Genomic DNA, 19,229 nt, shown 5'->3' with positions numbered 1-19,229 from the left:
GCGCGTTGCCAATTTGGGCTAATGGGCGTAGCAAAAAAACTAATTGACGCGCAACCAGAGTCAGATCCGGCGCTTGAGCGTTTCGGAGGGCAGTTCGTCGAACATGGCCTTGTACTCGGCGGCGAAGTGCGACAGGTGCCAGAACCCCCAGCGTGCGGCAATGTCCGCGACCGTCTCGCGGCCGTTCGCGTCTGCGCTCTTGAGTGCCCGCCGCACGGCGTTGAGTCGGATCGCGCGCAGGAACTTGACCGGGTTGAGGTTGAGCACGTCCTGGAAGCTGTACTGCAGGGTGCGGCGCGATACTCCGAGCTCGATGCACAGGTCGGCCACCGTGATCGGCTCGTCGATGTGGGCCTCCATGTAGGCGCGTGCTTGTGCGACCACGAGCTGGCGGGTGCGACATGATGCGGGGCTGGCCGATGCGGTGGTGGCGGACGCAAGGGTGTCGAGCAGCGTGGCGAACAGGGCTTGCTCCATCGCCTTGCGCATCTGCGCGTGGTGGAGGAGCGCAGGCGTGGCCCGCAGGCTTGCCATCATCGTCGCCAGCAGCTTGCCGAGGGCGGTGACCTGCTCGGGGCTGGCGGGCGCAATGCTGCGTGCCGCGAGTTCGGCCTCGATGTTGCGGTGATCGACCTGCTGCGCGTAGTCGCACAGTGCCCTGGCGTCCGCCGTACAGGCCAGGATCTCGAGCCGGCGGGGAGTGCGGAAGTCCAGTTCGTCGGAGCCGCCCAGCGTCAGCATCGAATGCGCGTCATAGACCTCGCCGCCAAACCAGCCCGTGCCTTCGATCGCAACCGGTACCGCGAAGGTGCGCGACCCAGGCCAGGCGATCCCGGATTGGTGAACGGACTGGTTCAGTCCCTCGCGGAACAACTGAACGTTGCCGAAGCAGAATTCCTCGAACACGCCGGAAAAGCTGCCGGCGCTCAGTTGATCGTAGCGCTGTTGCCAGTTGCTCAGGCATGCGGCGTGATCGTCCGCGTCTTTCGTTTCGCGTGAGGAATGCGAGTAGGGGAGGCGGTCCGTCCTGGTGGCGGCCGGGCTCATTGCCGGTACTCCCCCGGGGGGCTCCCGGTGGTGCTGGCCAACATGTCTCTTCCTTGTCCGATCGGTGTGCGATCGCCATTGTCGTTATGTGATCCAGTCAGGGGCGGGCGTGGCCTTCACCGCAGCCTTGCCCCCGGTCTGTGCCTGGAGCATGGCACGTCGGTGTCCGCGATGGCAAGCCGGAGCCCGAGCCTGCCCTTGCCGTTTTCGGATAACAGGACCGGCGGTCCGACGCCTAGGATGAATCGAACCCTTCACAGGAGCCCGGCGGCGATCGGGTGCGGCAAGGGCTTCATCAGAGGACACAAGAGGAGATCCGGTCTTGAAGATCAAAACGATTACGGCTGCGCTGAGCAGCCTGGCGGCCCTTGGTGCAGCGCTGGCGCCGGCGCCGGCCCTGGCATCGGCCGAGGCGCTGATACGTGCGAAGTGCCTGCCCTGTCACACCGAGGGCGATGAGGGAATCAGTCGCATCAGTCAGCAGCGCAAGAGTCCCGAAGGGTGGTTGATGTCGGTGGCACGCATGCAGATCGTCCATGGCCTGAAGGTCACGGACGACGAGCGGCGCACCGTGGTCAAGTATCTCGCCGACACGCAGGGCCTGGCGCCCTCCGAGACCGACGGCGTGCGTTACGCGCTCGAGCGACGCTTGAATACGGTCGAGCAGTTCGAATCCGAGCAGTTCACCCAGATGTGCGCGCGCTGCCATTCCGGCGCCCGGGTGATGCTGCAGCGCCGGCCTGCGGAAGAGTGGGAGCATCTGGTGCATTTCCATCTCGGTCAGTACCCGACTACCGAGTACCAGGCGCTGGGGCGTGACCGCGACTGGTTCGGCATCGCGCTCAAGGAAATGGTCCCCGAACTGGCGCGCACCCTGCCCTTGCAGGCGGAGGCCTGGACGCAATGGCAGGCCCGTGCACCGCAGGTGGTGAAGGGCGAGTGGAGCATGAGCGGCCACATGAGCGGGCGCGGCGGTTTCTCGGGTGTCATGAAGGTCAGCGCCGCCAAGGGCAAGGACCTGTACGCGCTGAGCTTCGACGGGCGCTGGGATGACGGCAGTGCGATGAGCGGCAAGGGGCAGGCGCTGCTGTACACCGGTTATGAGTGGCGCGGCGATCTGGTCGTCGATGGCACGCCGATGCGCCAGGTGTTTGCGCTCGAGGACGGCGTGCTGCGCGGACGCATGTTCCTGCGGGATCAGGACGAGATCGGCGCCGATGTCGTGGCCAGCCTGCAGCAACCCGGCAACAGCCGTGTGCTGGCGGTGCACCCGGCCCACCTCAAGGCCGGCATGGCGGCCGAGTTGCGCATCGTCGGTTCCGGCCTGCAGGGTGAGGTGAGCCTGCCCCCGGGGGTGCGCTTGCTGGAGACGATCCGGCGCTCCAATGCCGAAGTCGTGTTGCGCGTGGAGGCGGCGGATGACGCGCGTGGCGTGCACCAGGTCGCAGTGGGTGAGGCGCGTGGCGGCACGCTCGCTGTGTATGACAGCATCGCGGCGGTGAAGGTGATGCCGGCGTTCGCGGTGGCCCGCATCGGTGGTAATGGCACACCGACGGCGAAGGTGGAGGCCCGCTTCGACGCCGAGGCCTGGGCGGCCGGGCCGGATGGACAGATCGGTACCGAGGACGACTTCCGCATCGGTTTCGTGCCGGCGAACTGGTCGGTCGAGCCCTTCGACGAGGTTGCCGTGCGCGACGAGGACGTCAAGTTCGCCGGCCTGATGGACGCGGCGAGCGGCGTGTTCGTGCCGGGTGACGCCGGGCCCAATCCGGCGCGCCGGATGTCGGCCAGCAATGTGGGCAATCTCAAGGTCGTGGCCGAGGTGGCTCAGGGTGCCGAGCGCCTGCGCGGCGAGGGCCAGGTGATCGTGGCGCCGCCGCGCTGGAACAACCCGCCGATTCCGTGAGCGGGTCCGCTGTCCGTGCCTGCAGGCGTTCGCCTGCACCCCGAAACTCGCGATTCACGAGGAGTTCCCCATGAGTGCGGTCCTGAATCTCGTGCATGACAACCTGCACGAAGTGCGCGTCGATGGTACGCGCATGCTGTTCCATATCCCGAGCAGTTCGCTGTTCGCGCTCGACACGCTGACCGCGGCCTTGCTCGACCGTATCCGCCGCCAGAGCCTGAGTGCCGAGGCCCTGATCGACGGCCTGCGTACGGAGTTCGAGGCCCATGAGGTGGCCGAGGCGATCCGCGAGCTGGTCGCGCTCGAGCTCATCGACGACGGCCGCCCGGCCGGCGCCACCGCGCTCGCGCACACCTTCGAGCGTTTCCCGCTCACCACGGTGGTGCTCAACGTCAACACCGGCTGCAACCTGAGCTGCACCTATTGCTACAAGGAAGATCTCGACAAGCCCTCGGCGGGTCGCAAGATGGCCTTCGAGACCGCACGCGACGCGATCGAGATGATGCTGCGCGAGTCGCCCGACGAGCCCCGCTACACCGTCGTCTTCTTTGGCGGCGAGCCGCTCAGCAACCTGCCGCTGATCAAGGACGTGGTGGCGTACTGCGAGACGCGCTTCCCCGAGCTCGGCAAGCAGGTCGATTTCGTCATGACGACGAACGCCACGCTGCTTGCAGACGACACCATCGACTGGCTCAACGCCCACCGCTTCGGCCTGTCGATCAGCATCGACGGTCCCAAGGCGATCCATGACCGCAACCGGCTCACGGTCGGCGGTCAGGGCACCTACGAGACCGTGCGCCGCAAGGCCGAGCGCCTGCTGTCGCGCTATCGCGCGCGGCCGGTCGGCGCGCGTGTCACGCTGACCCATGGCACCACCGAAGTCGAGCGCATCTGGGATCACCTGTTCAACGAGCTCGGCTTTGCCGAAGTCGGCTTCGCGCCGGTGACCTCGGGCGACATCAGCACCTTCAACCTCACGGGCGAGGAGCTGGTCGAGGTCTTCGCTGGGCTCAAGCGGCTTGGCCAGCGCTACCTGGAGGCAGCGCTGGAAGGTCGCAACATCGGCTTCTCCAACATGCACCAGCTGATCACCGACCTGCACGAAGGCCACAAGAAGGCGCTGCCCTGCGGCGCCGGGCTGAAGATGCTGGCGGTCGATCACAAGGGCGAACTGAACCTGTGCCACCGCTTCACCGGCTCCACGCTGCCGACTTTCGGCGATGTGAAGAACGGTATCAAGCGCGAGCAGCTCGGCGACTTCCTGTCCCAGCGCCTGGATCGCACCGATACCGGCTGCGCCAGCTGCCGCATCCGCAACCTGTGCTCGGGCGGCTGCTACCACGAGAGCTACGCGCGCTACGGCGATCCGGCACACCCCACCTACCACTACTGCGATCTGATGCGCGACTGGGTGGACTTCGGCATCGAGGTCTACAGCCGCATCATGGCCGGCAACCCGGCCTTCATCGAACAGCATATTTCCCCGAGGAGGGCGTCATGAAACATCTCAAGGCGATCAATAACAAGGCGCGGCTGCTGGACAAGGCGGTTGCGGAGGACCGGATCGAGGAGGTGGTGGCGATGAGCGCCCTCGCCGGCTGCACGGCGACGGTGGACCCGGGCTGGGAAGTAGACGCCTTCGGCGGCGTGGCCTCGCTGTGCCAGCCGATGGAGTCCGACCTCTACGGCTGTGCTGATCCGTGCTGGTGGCCGGCCCAGGTGCCCGATGTGATGAACACCTACCCGGACTGGAACAAGGACGCGGCCAACACCCGCGAGGACTGGCGCAATCTCGGCTCGGTCTTCCCGGGCGACAAGCTGTAAGGGGGCGGACATGAAGACAACGATGACCGGCGGCGCGCTGCGCCGCACCGCGGCCGCGCTCGCCTGCCTGGCCGCCAGCACCCTGCCTGCGGCTGCAGGCAACGAGGCGCTGGCGCTCAAGCCCGGCAACGAGTACCTGATGGTGGCGAACTATCCGAACAACCTGAACGTGGTCGACCTGGCCAGCGACAGTGTCTACAAGACCTGCAAGCTGCCCGACGCCTTCGGGCCGGGGATCACGCAGATCGCGCCTGACCGCCGCACGGCCTATGTCCTCAACAACCGCTTCGGCACGATCTACGGCGTAGACCTCGATACCTGCAAGGTGACTTTCCGCGCCGAGATGTCGCAGGGCGAGAACGAACGCGCCAAGTCGATCGGGTCGTTCACCATCAGCCCCGACGGCAAGGAGCTGTACGCGGTGCAGAACCCCACCCGGATCAACCGCGACCACTATCGCGTCGGCGAGCCGCGTTTCGTCGCCTATGACACCCAGGCCGGTCTTGAGGCCAAGCCGGTACGTACGTTCCCGGCGCCGCGCCAGCTCAACATCATGCTTGCAGGCGACGACGGTGCCGTCTATGTGGCGGGTCCCAACCTCTACAGGGTGGATGTGAAGACGGGCGAGATGACGGTCGCGCTGCCGATCCGCGACTGGCAGCGGCCCACCCATGCCCCGCTCGACGTGCTCTACCTGTGGCCGGTACAGACGCCTACGCGCGACTTCACCATCCTCTACACCACGGCGAAGTTCCAGGATGACAAGCAGGACATGGAGACGGCCGAGTACCAGTACGGCTTCCTCAACGTCGACCTCAAGAGCGGCGAGACCGAGGCGCGCGAATTCGGCCCGCTGACCGAGATCTATTTCACCGGGATCCGCTCGCCGAAGGATCGCAACATCATCTACGGCCTGCTCCATCGCCTCACCAAGTACGACATCGCGCAGCAGAAGCTGGTGGAGGCGGCCGAGCTCGATCACACCTACTACACGTTGCTGACCAACCAGGCGGGGAGCCGGCTGTATCTCACCGGAACCTTCAACGATATCTCCATCCACGACGCCGACACGCTGGCGAAGGTCGGCCAGGTGAAGCTGCCAGGCGGCGACATGTCGCTCGGCACCGGGCAGGTCTTCGTGCGCTGAGTCCGCACACCCAAGCACTGATCCGCTGATCCGCGTGGCGGGGCGTTCATCGGGACCTTACGGGTCCTGAGGGGCCCCGCACGCCAAAACAATCAATCAGGAGACGAACATCATGCGCATTCACACGACCGTGGTCGCCTTGCTCGCAGGGCTGGCCACACTGGGCAGCGCACAGGCCGCCGACTTCTACGAGCGCGACGGCACCACCCTGGGCTTCAACGTCGACGGCATGGCGGGTGCCTTCTCGACACGCGAGGACTACCTCGGCGAGGGCGGCAAGAAGTGGCGAGAAGCCTTCGTGCACGGCGTCCTGGTCGGCAAGACTCGCGCCGGCAACGGTGAACTGTACGGCGGGTTGGGCGCGATCGCCCAGGGCTCCTGGGGCGACGGCGATGCTGGCGGCTATACCACCGGGCGTGAGCGCGACATCGACCTCGAGGATGCCTACCTCGGCTGGCGCAGCGCCGGCGGCCTGCTCGACTTCTCCTTCGGCCGCCAGCAGTTCCAGCTCGGTGACGGCTTTCTGATCGCGGGCGACCGCATCAACCTCGGCAAGGGCCTCGACGTGCTCGGTGTCGATGTCGATCGCGGCGGCGCCTACTACCTTGCTGCGAAGAAGAGCTTCGGCAATACCGCCATCCTGCGTGTCGACCCCGACGGCCCGTTGCGCGGCGACGCGTTCTGGCTGCAGTCGGACAACCCCTATCACCAGGACACCGAGCTTGGCGGCGTGAACGTGGAGTACGTGTCGGAGACGCACGGCACGCTTGGCCTGAGCTGGATGAAGGTGCTCGATGTGGACAAGGGCACGGGGCTGGGCATTTTCGACCGCCGCGATGGCATGCGCATCACCAGCGTTCGCGGTCAGGGTAGCCTGGGGGTGGAGAACCTGTTCCTGTCCTTCGAGTACGTCGACCAGCGTGGTGGCAGCACGGATGTGAAGAACGACGCCGACGCGTGGACCGTCGAGGGCGGGTGGACCTTTGCCGATCTGCCGTGGAGTCCGACGCTCAACTACCGCCATGCGCGCTTCTCGGCCGACAAGGCCGGGACTGCCCGCAACGAGGCCTTCGATCCGCTGTTCTTCGGTCTCAGCCGAGGCCTGGGGACCTGGTTCCAGGGCGAGGTTGCCGCCAACTATGCCGGACCGGCCAACAGCGGCAACAAAGTGGACCGACTTGAGCTGACCCTGTCGCCGCGTGCCGATCTGTCGGTGACCCTCCAGTACTGGGACATCAAGTCCATCGGTGATGGAGCCGAGCTCGACGGGCGCGAAATCGACCTCTTCGCCTTCTGGCAGATCAACGACAACTTCACCTTTGTGCCGCTGCTCGGCCTCTATGAGCCGCGCGGCGGGGACGTGAAGGCGCTGCAGGGCAACGCCCGCCGCAATGTCTATCTGCAGGCCGTACTGCTGTTCAACTTCTGAGCGCGCCGCAGTTCGCGCCCAAACCGATACCTGATCAAACCAGACCCAAACCTACATACGGAGACGAACGATGGATCGATACAAGGGTGAGTTGCTGAGTGCCAACACGCGCCGCTTCCTGGCCCAGCCCAAGCGCATGCTGATTGGCAGTGAGTGGCTGGAGGCCGTCGGCGGTGGTGTGCTGGAGGTGGTCGACCCGGCCAGCGCACAGGTGTTTGCCAGCGTGCCGGCCGGCGAGGCGGCCGATATCGACCGCGCAGTGGCAGCGGCGCGCAAGGCCTTCGAGCAGGGGGAGTGGCCGCGCATGCGTCCGGTGGACCGCGAGCGCCTGCTGCTGCGCCTGGCCGACCTGGTCGAGGCGAACGCGCAGGAGCTGGCCGAGATCGAGGCCCTCGACAACGGCAAGCCGGTGACCATGGCGCGCGCGGTCGACGTGGCGCTGGTGGTGGATTTCCTGCGCTACATGGCGGGCTGGGCGACCAAGCTGGAAGGCTCGACGATGGAAGTCTCGGTGCCTCTGGTGCGCAACCGCGAGTTCTTCGGCTTTACCCGGCGCGAGCCGGTGGGGGTGGTGGGCGCGATCATCCCGTGGAACTTCCCGCTTCTGATGGTGGCCTGGAAAGCGGGGCCGGCGCTGGCCTCGGGCTGCACCATGGTGCTCAAGCCGGCCGAAGAGACCCCGTTGTCGGCGCTGCGCTTTGCCGAGCTGGTGCTGGAGGCGGGCTACCCGGCCGGCGTGTTCAACGTGGTCACCGGTCATGGCCATACCGCGGGCGCAGCGCTGGCCTCGCACACCGGCATCGAGAAGGTTGCCTTCACGGGCTCGACCGAGATCGGCAAGCTGGTGGGTAAGGCGGCGCTCGACAACATGACGCGGGTGTCGCTGGAACTCGGTGGCAAGAGCCCGGTGATCGTGCTCGACGACGCTGATCCGGCGGCGGCGGCGGCGGGTGCGGCGCAGGCGATCTTCTTCAACCAGGGCCAGGTGTGCTGCGCGGGTTCGCGCCTGTATGTGCACAAGAGCCGCTTCGAGCGCGTGGTCGAGGGCCTGTCCGAGATCGCCGCCGGCATGAAGCTCGGTGCCGGCATCGACCCCACGACCCAGATCGGCCCGCTGGTGTCGGCCACCCAGCAGCAGCGTGTGCTCGGCTACATCCGCAGCGGTTTCGAGCAGGGCGCGCGCGCCCTGGCGGGCGGAGCGGCAGGCGAGGGCGAGGGCTACTTCGTCAAGCCCACCGTACTGGTGGACACCCGCGACGACATGAAGGTGGTGCGCGAGGAGATCTTCGGTCCGGTGGTGGTGGCAATGCCGTATGACGACCTCGACGAGGTCGCCCGCCGCGCCAACGACACCCCGTTCGGCCTGGGCGCCAGCATCTGGTCGAACGACCTGTCGCGGGTGCATCGGCTGGTGCCGAAGATCAAGGCCGGAACGGTGTGGGTCAACTGCCACAACATCCTCGACGCCTCCATGCCCTTCGGCGGCTACAAGCAATCGGGCATCGGTCGCGAGATGGGGCGCGCGGTGCTCGATCTTTACACCGAGAGCAAGTCGGTGATCATGGCCCTGTAAGCACCCCGTGCGCCGTCGGCCTTGCCGCGGCGCACAGGACGGGGGCCTGCGGGCTGGTGGCCCGCGACCCCTGCGGCCGCGAGGAGGAACGGGAATGAATGCCCCTGAACTGGCGGTGGCGGCCTGCCATGCGCTCGACCTGGCGTGGACAGCGGCCGCGACTGCGGAACGCGCAGAGCACTGGCAGCGTCTCCATGGCGATGCGGAGCTTGCGACCTGGCTGGCGCCGCTGCAGCCCACCCATCTGTATTTCGGCAGCGAGTTCTGCGAGCACCTGCTGCCCTCCGCACGGGCGTTGCGTGAGGCCCTGAGCCAGGCTAGGAGCGCCGGGATGCGTCTGGTCCTGCTCACTCCGGTGGCCTCGCCCGAGGTTCTGGCGCAGCTCGATGTGCTGCTGCCGACGCTGCCCGCCGGCAGCGAGGTGGTGGTCAATGACTGGGGTGTCGCACACGAGCTGGCGAGCCGGTTCGGGGACTTGCGTCCGGTGGCCGGGCGCGTGCTGTGCCGCATGACCAAGGATCCCCGGGTCGATGCGGGCTGGGCGGGGCGCTGCGGCCATGGCCTCGCCGCACCGACGATGCGCGCCCTTTTCTGGCGCCTGGGCATTCGGCGACTGGAGATCGACGTGCCCTTGTTCGCCGATGAGGGAGTATTCGCCGACCTGCCGCTGCCTGCCGCGGTACATCTGCCCTACGTCTATGTGGCCAAGGGCCGGATGTGCCGGGCGGGTTCGCTGTCGGTGACAGGAACGGAGCGCTTCGCCGTCGGGCGGCGCTGCCAGAAGGAATGCCTGCGCTTTTCGGCGCTGGCGTCGCGGCCCGGGCGGGCGGATGCGGCTGCCAGCGTGCAGCTTGGCAATACCTTGTTCAGCCGCCATTCGGCGGCGATGGCGAGCAGTCTGCGGCAGGCGGTCGACAGCAAGCGTGTCGCCCGCCTGGTCGTTCCGGGAGCGCCGCTATGAGGATCGTTGCCCCGGTGTCGCGCGTCGCCGAGATCGAGCCGCTGGCGCAGGCGGGCGCCAGCGAGTTCTACTGCGGCCTGGTGCCGCCCGATTGGCTCGGCCGTTTTCATGCCATCAATGCCAATCGTCGCCCGTCGGGCAACCTGACGCGCTACGAGGATCTGGCGCGTGCGATCGACATTGCCCACGCCCATGAGGCCACCGTGTCGCTCGTGCTCAACGCCCAGCACTATTCCGCCGCCCAGATCGGCGCCGCGGAGGATATCGCCGGGCGCTTTGCGGCGCTGGGCGGCGACGCGCTGATCGTCAGCGATCTCGGCCTGCTCCATGCGCTGGCGCTGCGCTTTCCGGCGCTGCGCATGCACGTCAGCTCGGTGGCGACCTGCCGCAACGCCGGTGCGGCGCGGCTGTGCCGCGAGCTCGGCGCGCAGCGCCTGATCCTGCCGCGTGACGTCACCCTGGCCGAGGCCGCCAGCATTGCCGCCGAGGTCCCCGACATCGAGATCGAGGCCTTCGTGCTCAACGACGGCTGCATCTTCGAGGAAGGCGCTTGCCACACCATTCACCTGCCTGGCCAGCTCGGCGGCCCGATCTGTCTCGACCGCTTCGAATACCGCTACCGCCGCCGCGATGGCGGGGCGGTGTCGCCGCGGCTGGCGGCGCGCCTGCAGCAGAATGACGCAGAGTACGAGCGCTGGCTGTGGTACCGCTTCTCCTGCGGCTTCAGCACCACGCCCGAAGGCCTGCCCTACGGGCCGTGCGGCCTGTGTGCGGTGCCGGTGCTGCGGCGCGGGCAGGTGGCGGCGATCAAGATCGCGGGGCGTGAAGCGCCCACCGCGCGCAAGCTGGCGAGCGTGCGCATGGTCCGGTCGGTGCTCGAGCGCGTGCGTGCGGGCGAGGACGATGCGGCGGTGCGCGCGTTCGCAATCGGGCTGCGGCCTTCCGAGTCGCACTGCGCAACGGGCTACATGTGCTATTACCCCGAAGTGCTGCGCGCGGAGGGGCGCTGAGATGGACGCCATCTCCCGCCACACGCCGAGCGGGGCGGTCATGGCACTGGCCGCGCTCGCGGTCGCGATCTGGCCCGAACTCGGCCAGCCGGTTCTCGCACTAGTGGTGGCGCTCGTCGTACATGCCGCGCTGAGGCCGCGTGGGCGGGCTCTTGCGTTGACGCTGTCGGCGGCGCTGGCGTGGGCGTGTGTGTTGGCCCTCGGCTGGCATTTTGCCAGCGACCGTTTCGAAGTGCGCTATGTCTGGCTGTACAGCAGCGCGGAACTGCCGCTCCACCTCAAGCTCGCCAACCTGTGGGGCGGTGATGAGGGCACGACGCTGCTGCTCGCAGCCCTGTGCATCAGTCTCGCGGCAGGCGGTGCGCTGCGTGCGCGGGTCGGGCCCAACCTGTCGCCGACCGCGGCGATCGCGGCGTGGCTTGTGCTGACCGCGCTGTGGCTCGCGCCCTTTGCGGAGACACCCCCGGAATGGTTGATGCAATCGGCATCGCAGGGCATGAATGCGCATCTGATGAAGCCGTGGATGCTGTTCCATGCGCCCCTGGTGCTGGCGGCCTACGCCTGGACGCTCGCACTCGCGGAGCCGGCGCTCGAGGCGCTGTGCGGTCGCCCGGCGCCATGGCCGATGCTGGCCAGAACGCGGGCGCGGCGGGCGTGGGTGGTGCTTACCGCCGGCATTGGCTTCGGCATGCTGTGGGCGTTCGAGGATGCGATGTATGGCCAGGTCTGGCACTGGGATCCGGTGCAGACTGCGGTGTTCTGCACCTGGTGCCTGCTGGGCGCTCACCTCCATGGATTCGGCGGCTGGGCGGTCGGACGGCGGCGCTGGCAGGTCATGCCGTGGGCGGCGGTGCTTGCCGCAGTCACGATACCGCTTGCGATGGCCGTGACGCGCAACCCGCTGCTTGCGAGTTCGCACCGTTACGTGGGCGCAGACTCGTGGGTCAGCCATGTCGTTCTCGCTTCGATCCTGCTGCTGGCGGCGGTCGGGGCGGGGTTTGCGGGCAGGCGGGTCCGCGCCGTCCGCCTGCCGGCTACCGACCGTGGCACGCAGCGGCTGGGAATGTGGCTTGTGCAGATCTGCTTTCTGGGTGCGGCCGCGATTGCCGCCGCGCAACTCTTGCTCGCCTTCGGCGCTACCGCGCTTGATCTGCCACGAGCGGAACATCACAAGCCCTTCCTCGCGATGCTTGCCAACCTGACTACCGGTGCCGAGCTCGCAGCCCTGCGCGCGGCCTTCGAGCAATGGGATGTCGACGGTCACGCCGTTGGGCGCATGCTGTCGCTCCCGCTCCCGCTCGTGGCCGTGGGGCTGATCGGCGGCTGGTACTTCTGCCGCCGGGCATCTGCGCGGGTGGCTGCGGTGTCCTTGCCGCTTGCGGTCGCGGTGGTGGCAGGAACTGCAGTGTCTGGCGGTCTGCTGACGGGGGGCTACCAGGGCACGGGTGTCCTGTCGCAGCAGATCGTCGCCGTCCTGCCCTTCCTCGATGCCGGATTGGCCAGTGGCGCCTACTTCGCGCTCGGGTGTGGCGCCTGGCTGCTGGCGAGTCTGCGCCGGCAGGGGGCAAGGGGGGTGTCGGCAGCATTGCCCGTGGTCGCGATCCATGCCGGGCTGGTACTTGCACTGTGGGGCGGGCTGCTGGCAACCGCGCTCAACAGCTACACGCAGCATGAGATCGCCTTCGCTGGCGAGCCGACGGAGTGGGTTCGGGATCGCCATGGCTTTGCCTTGCGCCTGACCGGCCTTGACATGGCACCGCTGCGCGATGGCGGGGTCGGAACGACTGGCGGTGTGCATGCGCTTACCCGCATTGAGCTGCGCGAGCCGGCAGGTACGCTGGTGGATGGGCAGACGCTGTATCGGGACAGTCGTGCGCCGCCCGAGCGCTACGATGGCCCCCTGCGCCAGGTCTGTGAATTGCTCGACTACCGCTATGCGCGCCATACGGCAACGCCGGGTTACCTGTTGCAGCCCCTGGTCGACCAGGGCGTGTGGCGCACGACCCAGTTCTGGATTGCCCCGGGTGCGGTGGTCGAGTCGCTGGCTGCGGGCGGCAGCGGCGGGGAGGTCATCGTCGTGGTGAAGACCTTCCCCTTCCTGTCGCTGCTGTGGGGAGGGCTGTTGATCATGCTGGCGGGCAGCGCCTGGCTCGCCTTCCGCACCCCTGGCAGGGGTGGTCTGACGCCACAGGCGCGGCCGAGGTGATCGCATCGTCGTAAGCGCCGTCGATAAGAAGCCTTTTCATTGACCTGCAACAAGCGGATACAATCGAGCCTTCAATTTTTGGCAAGCGTGGTCATGCAAGAATCCGTCGATTGGATCAATGGCTGGGTGTGGAGCCCGGCCCTGGTGTATCTGTGCCTTCTGGTCGGGCTTTACTTCTCGATCCGCACGCGCTTCATGCAGGTTCGCCATATCGGTGAGATGGTGCAGGCGATGTTCCGCGGCAAGAGCTCTGCAGCCGGGGTGTCGTCGTTCCAGGCCTTGACGATCGCGCTGTCGGGCCGTGTTGGCACCGGTAACATCGCCGGCGTGGCGACGGCGATCGGTTTTGGCGGCCCGGGAGCGATCTTCTGGATGTGGATGGTAGCCTTCCTGGGCGCGGCGACTGCCTATATCGAGTCGGCGCTCGGCCAGATCTACAAGACCGAGCAGCATGGGCTCTACCGCGGCGGACCGGCCTACTACATCGAGAAGGGGCTGGGCTGGCGGGTGTATGCGATCGTGTTTGCCGTCGCCACGCTCTTTGCCTGCGGCGTGCTGCTTCCTGGGGTGCAGACCAACAGCATCGCAGCGGGCATGCAGAACGCCTTCGGCGTTGCGCCTGCAGTGACCGGCACCATCATCGTCATTCTGCTCGGCCTGATCATCTTCGGTGGCGTGCGTCGTATCGCGCAAGTGACCCAGGTGGTGGTGCCCTTCATGGCGCTGGGCTACATCCTCGCTGCAGCAGTGGTGGTCGCACTCAATGTCGAGAAGGTGCCCGAGGTCGTGCGCCTGATCGTGTCCTCGGCCTTCGGTCTGGAGGCTGGGTTCGGCGCCATGATCGGCCTGGCGATCCAGTGGGGCGTCAAGCGCGGCGTGTATTCGAACGAGGCCGGCCAGGGCTCCGGCCCGCACGCCGCCGCCGCGGCCGAGGTGCCCCACCCGGCGGCGCAAGGCCTGGTGCAGGCCTTCTCGGTCTATGTGGATACCTTGTTCGTATGCTCGGCAACCGCCTTCATGATCCTCGTGACTGGCACCTACAACGTGATGGGAGCGGACGGCCAACCGGTGTTCACCGGGCTTGCCAACATCGCCGCCGGTACCGGCTACACCCAGGCCGCGATGGAAGCCGTACTGCCCGGCTTTGGCGCGGTGTTCGTCGCCGTGGCGCTGTTCTTCTTCGCCTTCACGACGGTGCTTGCCTACTACTACATTGCCGAGACCAATCTCGCCTACCTCACCCGCAACCTGCGCTCGGATGCACTGATCTTCGTGCTCAGGGTCGCGCTCATCGGCTCCGCCCTGTACGGCTGCGTGCGCACCAGCGACCTGGCCTGGGGGCTTGGCGACATCGGCGTGGGCATCATGGCCTGGCTCAACATCGTTGCGATCCTGGTGCTGCAGAAGCCGGCCCTGCTTGCGCTCAAGGACTATGAGTCGCAGCAGGCCAAGGGCCGGCTCGTGCCCGAATTCGATCCGCGCCCGCTCGGTATCGAGAATGCCGATTTCTGGGTGCGGCGTGCGGAGCGGCGCAAGCACGAGGGCTGACACCCAGCCTCAGGTTCAGGCCCGCCCTCACTGCGCTATAGTGTCGGCGGGCCTTTTCACATGTGCAGGACCATGCAGATCGTACTCATCAGCGGCTTGTCCGGCTCGGGCAAGAGCATCGCGCTCAACGTACTCGAGGATGCGGGCTATTACGTCGTCGACAACCTGCCCGCAGCATTGCTGCCGCAGTTGGTGGCACACCTGCGCGGAGCAGGGTGGCGGCGGGTGGCGGTCGCGGTGGACATGCGCTCCGGCGCCAGCATCGCGGCGCTGCCGCAGCAGGTGGAGGCACTGCGCGCCACGGTGCGCGACCTGCGGGTGATCTTCCTGGAGGCACGTGACGATGCCTTGATCGCGCGCTTTTCCGAAACGCGGCGCAGACACCCGCTGGCAATCGACGACGTCAGTCTCGAGGAGGCCATCCAGCGCGAGCGCGATGCCCTCGAGCCCATCGCCGCGCTTGGTCATCGTATCGATACCAGCGAGCTGCATCCCAATACCCTGCGTGCCTGGGTGAAGGATTTCATCCAGATGCCGGCGGGCGAGGGCATGACGCTGATGTTCGAGTCCTTCGGCTTCAAGTACGGCATTCCGCTCGATGCCGACCTGGTGTTCGACGTGCGCTGCCTGCCCAATCCCTACTACGATCCCAGGCTGCGCCCACTCACCGGGCGTGACCAGCCGGTGGTGGATTTCCTCGAGAAGCTGCCCGAGGTCGAGTGCATGGCGGGTGATATCCGTCGGTTCATCGCCGACTGGTTGCCGGCATACATGCGTGACAACCGCAGTTATCTCACAGTGGCGATCGGCTGTACCGGCGGCCAGCACCGCTCGGTGTATCTTGCCGAGTGGCTGGCCGTACAGTTTCGTGACCAGGTGGATGTGCTCGTGCGCCATCGTTCGGCGGCGCGCCGCGCCGCGGATCGCGCGGCGGGCAGTGTCCATGACGCGGCGTCTGGCGCAGGCGATGCCCCGGGAGGCGGGGCGGCCGGGGCCGTACGCGGCGCCAGCGTGTGAAGCGCAAGCTTGGCGACTGGTGGGCGCTGCTGCGTCCGGGCGATGTGCTGGTCGTGCTTGCCGGCCTGATGGTATGCGGGCTCGCAGTGCGCAGCCTGTGGCAGGGCGGTGCGCCGGATGGCGCCGTGGTACGCGCCGGTGGAAGGGTCGTGGCCGAGGTCGACCTCGGGCGCGAGCGCTTGATTGAAGTGCCCGGCCCGCTCGGAGTGACGGTGATCGAGATCCAGCCCGGCCGTGCCCGCGTGGCTTCCGACCCGGGGCCGCGTCAGTACTGCGTGCGTCAGGGCTGGCTGACCCAGGCCGGCGCTGTTGCGATCTGTGCGCCCAACGAGGTCAGCCTGAGCCTTACGGGGCGCTCGGCAAACTATGACTCCCTCAACTATTGAACTGACGCCGACGCCGGAAGATCGACGGATCGCGCGCCATGCTGCTGCCGCGATCGTGCTCACCGTGGCCGAGGCCGCCATTCCGCTGCCCCTGCCGGGTGTGAAGCCAGGGCTGGCCAATATCGTCACCCTGGTGGTGCTGGCACGCTGGGGTTGGCGCGAGGCGGTGTGGGTGTCCTTGCTGCGCGTGCTCGCCGGTAGCCTGCTGCTCGGGCAGTTCCTTGCACCCGGCTTTTTCCTCAGCCTGTCGGGTGCAGTCGCCAGCCTGCTGGTGCTGGGCATTGCAGTGCGCTTGCCCAAACGGTGGTTCGGGCCGGTGAGCCAGAGCATCCTTGCCGCTTTCGCCCATATTGGCGCCCAGCTCGTCGTGGCCCGTCTGTGGCTTGTGCCCCATGATGGTGTGTTCTATCTGTTGCCCGTCTTTGCGCTCGCAGCGGTCGTGTTCGGCTTGGTCAATGGCCTGATTGCAGCTCGATTGCTCAGGGAACTGGAGGCGCGCTCGAGCAAGGGTGGGGCCGGCGCGACGGGCGAGGACGTGGAGAAATAGCCGGAACGCTGCCGCCGCGTTTGCGTCCAACATCGCGTCTGAGCCCCTTGCGGGCGAAAACCATGGGCGCGGAGGAGAGATGCGGGGAAGCTGGTGGCGATGGCTGAGTGCGCTGCTTGCGACGCTATGCGGGCTTGCCTTCGGCTGGGTTGCCGGCATGGGGCTGGTGAATGCCGCCGCGCATGCCGATCACCCGTCCGGGACCGTAATCGGCGCTGCGATGGGGCGGCCGCTGCCGCCCGTGGGGTGTGATGCTCAGCCGAGGTGGGAGGAAAGCCACTCGAGCAGCCGTTTCCAGCCGTCCTCCGCCTCTTCCCGGCGATAGCTCGGCCGGTAGTCGGCATGGAAGGCGTGGGGTGCGTCCGGGTAGATGTGGATCGTGCTCGGGCTGCCGGCCTTGCGCAGCGCTTCCTGCATCATCTGCACGCCCTCGAGGGGAATGCCCTGGTCCTGTCCGCCGTAGAGGCCCAGCACCGGTGCGTTCAACCTGTCGGCGACGTCGATCGGTTGCAGGGGCGTATTTGACGACGGGGTGCCGACCAGGCGGCCGTACCAGGCAATGCCCGCGCGAACGCGGGCGGTATGCGCCGCGTATAGCCAGGTGATGCGGCCGCCCCAGCAGAAACCGGTGATCGCGAGCTTTTCAGGGTCTCCGCCCTGAGCTGCAACAGCCCAGTCAGCGCAAGCGTCGAGGTCGGCCATGACCTGGGCGTCTGGGACCTTTGCGACGATTTCCTGGAGAATCTCGGCCACGCTCTCGAGCTTGCTCGGATCGCCCTGGCGGAAAAAGAGTTCGGGAGCGATGGCGAGGTAGTCCTGATGTGCAAGCCGGCGGCAGACGTCGCGGATGTGTTCGTGGACGCCGAAGATCTCCTGCACCACGAGCACGATCGGGAGCCTGCCAGTGGCCTCCGCCGGGCGGGCGAAGTAGATTGGAAGGCGGTCACCGTTGACGTCGATGGTTTCGTCGCCGGTCGTGAGCTTGCTGTCATCGGTGGTGATCAGCGTGCTTGCGTGCACCGGCTGAACCGCGAGCGCAAAGCCTGCCGCGGCAAGCGTGGTGACGAAGCCGCGGCGGTCGAGGCGGGCGGCCGGAAGCAGGCTGTCGAACTGCGGGTTGTCGTGTCGGGTGTCGGGCGTCGTCATGCTCTCGTCTCCTGAGTCCGGGGGGGGCTGTCAGGTGGGCGGCGGGGCAGGAGGCTCCGCGCTACGCAGCCTGGTGAAAGGAGACAACGCATCGAGCTGGCATGTTCCGCACGGTCGAGCGCATCTGCAGATGCAACAACGCCCGCTGCGGCCTTATGGCACGGAGCGGGCGTGTCGTGCGATGCGCTGTCGCGCTTCAGCGGCGACGGGGAGGCGGCGCAGCCGCTGCGCCGGCCGGCCGGCCAGGCAGGTGGCGGAAGGTGATGCGGCCCTTGGACAGGTCGTAGGGCGACATCTCGAGCGAGACGTTATCGCCGGCGATGATGCGGATGTGGTGCTTGCGCATCTTGCCGCCGGAGTAGGCAATGAGGTTGTGGCCGTTGTCGAGGGTTACGCGGTAGCGGCCGTCGGGCAGCACCTCGGTAACGGATCCGTGCATTTCGATGAGTTCTTCTTTGGCCATGTTCGGGCTCCTTGTCGTTGTTCCGGCGCTGCACGGTGAGCAGGGTCGGGCTGTTTCGCCTCCGCCGGGAGCGAATCGGGGACCAGGGCGTAGCGCGCAGCGTGCGCAAGGGCCTGGAGAAATCGGCGCGATGTTCGGCGGACCGGTGGGTGGAACTCGCAGTGACGATCCTGCGCGCAGGGCGAAGTGATCTGGGCGAGTACGTGGCGTGGGGGCGGAGGCGTGTCGGCGGTGACGGGGGAAAGCCCCTGTCCGGACGCAAGCGTGCTGCTCCTGACCCATGAGTGCCGAATCAGGACCGCGAACTAAAGGACCGTGAGCGCAAATTCGGCGAAACGTCAATCGGAGACTATACGCGATTCGATGGGGGGCGTCCATCGTTCAGACGTCTGCTCCGTCAACGTCGTACTTGCAGCAGGCGATCGAGGCGGTTTGCGAATGCTTTGCTGTCGGCGCTGCTGAATGCTGCAGGCCCGCCGGTGTCGATGCCTGTGCTGCGCAGCGTATCCATGAAATTGCGCAGGTCCAGCAGCTCGCGGATGTTCTCGCGGCTGTAGCGCTCGCCGCGTGGCGAGAGCGCCTCGGCGTTTCGTTCCACCACGGCAGCGGCAAGCGGAATGTCGGCCGTGATCACGAGGTCGCCGGGTTCGACATGCGCAGCGATGTACTTGTCCGCCTCGTCGAAGCCGCCCGGCACCTGCACCATGCGGATCAGCGGCGATGGGGGCGTGCGCAGGAACTGGTTGGCCACCAGGATCAGCGGTAGCCGGGTGCGTTCGGCGGCACGGAACAGGATGTCCTTGATGACGACAGGACAGGCGTCGGCATCGACCCAGATCTGCATGGAAACGCATCCTGTAGAAAAGGAAATGCCCCAGCCGTGGCTGAGGCATTTCCCCGTTTTCTTGGTAGGCCGTGCTGGATTCGAACCAGCGACCAACGGATTAAAAGTCCGCTGCTCTACCAGCTGAGCTAACGACCCGAAAAGCGAGGCAAAATTTTAGTTCGGCTGGCCTGTC

The 19,229-nt window shown here is 67.0% G+C and carries 17 protein-coding genes and 1 tRNA gene; 13 read left to right on the top strand and 5 right to left on the bottom strand.

Annotated features, from left to right (window positions below; all coding sequences use genetic code 11):
- Nucleotides 1-60 precede the first annotated feature (60 nt).
- Nucleotides 61-1,047, bottom strand: a complete 987-nt coding sequence (locus P7F68_RS05595; protein WP_277831367.1) for a helix-turn-helix domain-containing protein — start codon at nucleotides 1,045-1,047, stop codon at nucleotides 61-63.
- Between the two features lie 322 nt (nucleotides 1,048-1,369).
- Here P7F68_RS05595 and peaA point away from each other — a divergent pair, with 322 nt between their 5' ends.
- The 13 genes from peaA (at nucleotide 1,370) to P7F68_RS05530 (ending at nucleotide 16,601) form a co-directional block, all read left to right on the top strand.
- A complete protein-coding gene (gene peaA, locus P7F68_RS05590; RefSeq protein WP_277831365.1) occupies nucleotides 1,370-2,953 on the top strand; it encodes a quinohemoprotein amine dehydrogenase subunit alpha in 1,584 nt (527 codons plus the stop codon).
- A 70-nt stretch (nucleotides 2,954-3,023) separates the two neighbouring features.
- Entirely contained in the window at nucleotides 3,024-4,454 is a 1,431-nt protein-coding gene (gene peaB, locus P7F68_RS05585; protein WP_002925647.1) for a quinohemoprotein amine dehydrogenase maturation protein, read from the top strand.
- On the top strand, nucleotides 4,451-4,777 hold the full coding sequence (gene qhpC / locus P7F68_RS05580) for a quinohemoprotein amine dehydrogenase subunit gamma (protein ID WP_002925648.1): 327 nt from the start codon (nucleotides 4,451-4,453) through the stop codon (nucleotides 4,775-4,777). Before peaB ends, qhpC begins: the two co-directional genes overlap by 4 nt.
- Nucleotides 4,778-4,787: 10 nt before the next feature.
- Complete coding sequence (gene peaD, locus P7F68_RS05575; protein WP_277831361.1) at nucleotides 4,788-5,924, top strand: quinohemoprotein amine dehydrogenase subunit beta; 1,137 nt, start codon at nucleotides 4,788-4,790, stop codon at nucleotides 5,922-5,924.
- A 112-nt stretch (nucleotides 5,925-6,036) separates the two neighbouring features.
- Nucleotides 6,037-7,353, top strand: coding sequence for an alginate export family protein (locus P7F68_RS05570; protein WP_277831359.1), 1,317 nt, complete (start codon nucleotides 6,037-6,039; stop codon nucleotides 7,351-7,353).
- Nucleotides 7,354-7,423: 70 nt separating this feature from the next.
- The gene (locus tag P7F68_RS05565; protein ID WP_277831357.1) at nucleotides 7,424-8,926 is read left to right on the top strand and encodes an aldehyde dehydrogenase family protein; all 1,503 of its coding nucleotides are present in this window, start codon (nucleotides 7,424-7,426) and stop codon (nucleotides 8,924-8,926) included.
- Between the two features lie 94 nt (nucleotides 8,927-9,020).
- Nucleotides 9,021-9,887: a hypothetical protein gene (locus P7F68_RS05560; protein WP_277831355.1), complete on the top strand. Its 867-nt coding sequence runs from the start codon at nucleotides 9,021-9,023 to the stop codon at nucleotides 9,885-9,887.
- Nucleotides 9,884-10,897 carry a U32 family peptidase gene (locus tag P7F68_RS05555; protein ID WP_277831353.1) on the top strand — a complete coding sequence of 338 codons (1,014 nt, stop codon included), beginning with the start codon at nucleotides 9,884-9,886 and terminating at the stop codon, nucleotides 10,895-10,897. The genes P7F68_RS05560 and P7F68_RS05555 overlap by 4 nt, the downstream gene beginning before the upstream one ends.
- 1 nt (nucleotide 10,898) lies before the next feature.
- Nucleotides 10,899-13,103 (top strand): cytochrome c biogenesis protein CcsA, encoded by a 2,205-nt coding sequence (ccsA, locus tag P7F68_RS05550; protein ID WP_277831351.1) that lies wholly within the window; start codon nucleotides 10,899-10,901, stop codon nucleotides 13,101-13,103.
- A gap of 93 nt (nucleotides 13,104-13,196) precedes the next feature.
- Nucleotides 13,197-14,651, top strand: coding sequence for an alanine/glycine:cation symporter family protein (locus tag P7F68_RS05545; protein WP_002925655.1), 1,455 nt, complete (start codon nucleotides 13,197-13,199; stop codon nucleotides 14,649-14,651).
- A 72-nt stretch (nucleotides 14,652-14,723) separates the two neighbouring features.
- The gene (gene rapZ, locus P7F68_RS05540; RefSeq protein ID WP_277831348.1) at nucleotides 14,724-15,668 is read left to right on the top strand and encodes an RNase adapter RapZ; all 945 of its coding nucleotides are present in this window, start codon (nucleotides 14,724-14,726) and stop codon (nucleotides 15,666-15,668) included.
- On the top strand, nucleotides 15,665-16,054 hold the full coding sequence (locus P7F68_RS05535; protein ID WP_002925657.1) for a NusG domain II-containing protein: 390 nt from the start codon (nucleotides 15,665-15,667) through the stop codon (nucleotides 16,052-16,054). Before rapZ ends, P7F68_RS05535 begins: the two co-directional genes overlap by 4 nt.
- The gene (locus tag P7F68_RS05530; RefSeq protein WP_232431617.1) at nucleotides 16,035-16,601 is read left to right on the top strand and encodes a Gx transporter family protein; all 567 of its coding nucleotides are present in this window, start codon (nucleotides 16,035-16,037) and stop codon (nucleotides 16,599-16,601) included. The genes P7F68_RS05535 and P7F68_RS05530 overlap by 20 nt, the downstream gene beginning before the upstream one ends.
- Before the next feature lie 255 nt (nucleotides 16,602-16,856).
- Here the strand turns inward: P7F68_RS05530 and P7F68_RS05525 are convergent, their stop codons facing one another.
- From P7F68_RS05525 to P7F68_RS05510, 4 genes are all read right to left on the bottom strand, one after another.
- Nucleotides 16,857-17,747, bottom strand: coding sequence for a dienelactone hydrolase family protein (locus P7F68_RS05525; RefSeq protein ID WP_277831347.1), 891 nt, complete (start codon nucleotides 17,745-17,747; stop codon nucleotides 16,857-16,859).
- 196 nt (nucleotides 17,748-17,943) lie between these two features.
- Nucleotides 17,944-18,210: a translation initiation factor IF-1 gene (gene infA, locus P7F68_RS05520; RefSeq protein WP_002925671.1), complete on the bottom strand. Its 267-nt coding sequence runs from the start codon at nucleotides 18,208-18,210 to the stop codon at nucleotides 17,944-17,946.
- Nucleotides 18,211-18,607: 397 nt separating this feature from the next.
- The gene (locus tag P7F68_RS05515) at nucleotides 18,608-19,054 is read right to left on the bottom strand and encodes a YaiI/YqxD family protein (RefSeq protein ID WP_002925673.1); all 447 of its coding nucleotides are present in this window, start codon (nucleotides 19,052-19,054) and stop codon (nucleotides 18,608-18,610) included.
- A 62-nt stretch (nucleotides 19,055-19,116) separates the two neighbouring features.
- A tRNA-Lys gene (locus P7F68_RS05510) sits at nucleotides 19,117-19,192 on the bottom strand.
- Nucleotides 19,193-19,229 lie beyond the last annotated feature (37 nt).

The sequence above is a fragment of the Thauera mechernichensis genome (assembly GCF_029588855.1).
Taxonomy (GTDB): Bacteria; Pseudomonadota; Gammaproteobacteria; order Burkholderiales; family Rhodocyclaceae; genus Thauera; species Thauera mechernichensis.
This window is presented reverse-complemented; position numbering and strand designations above follow the sequence as displayed.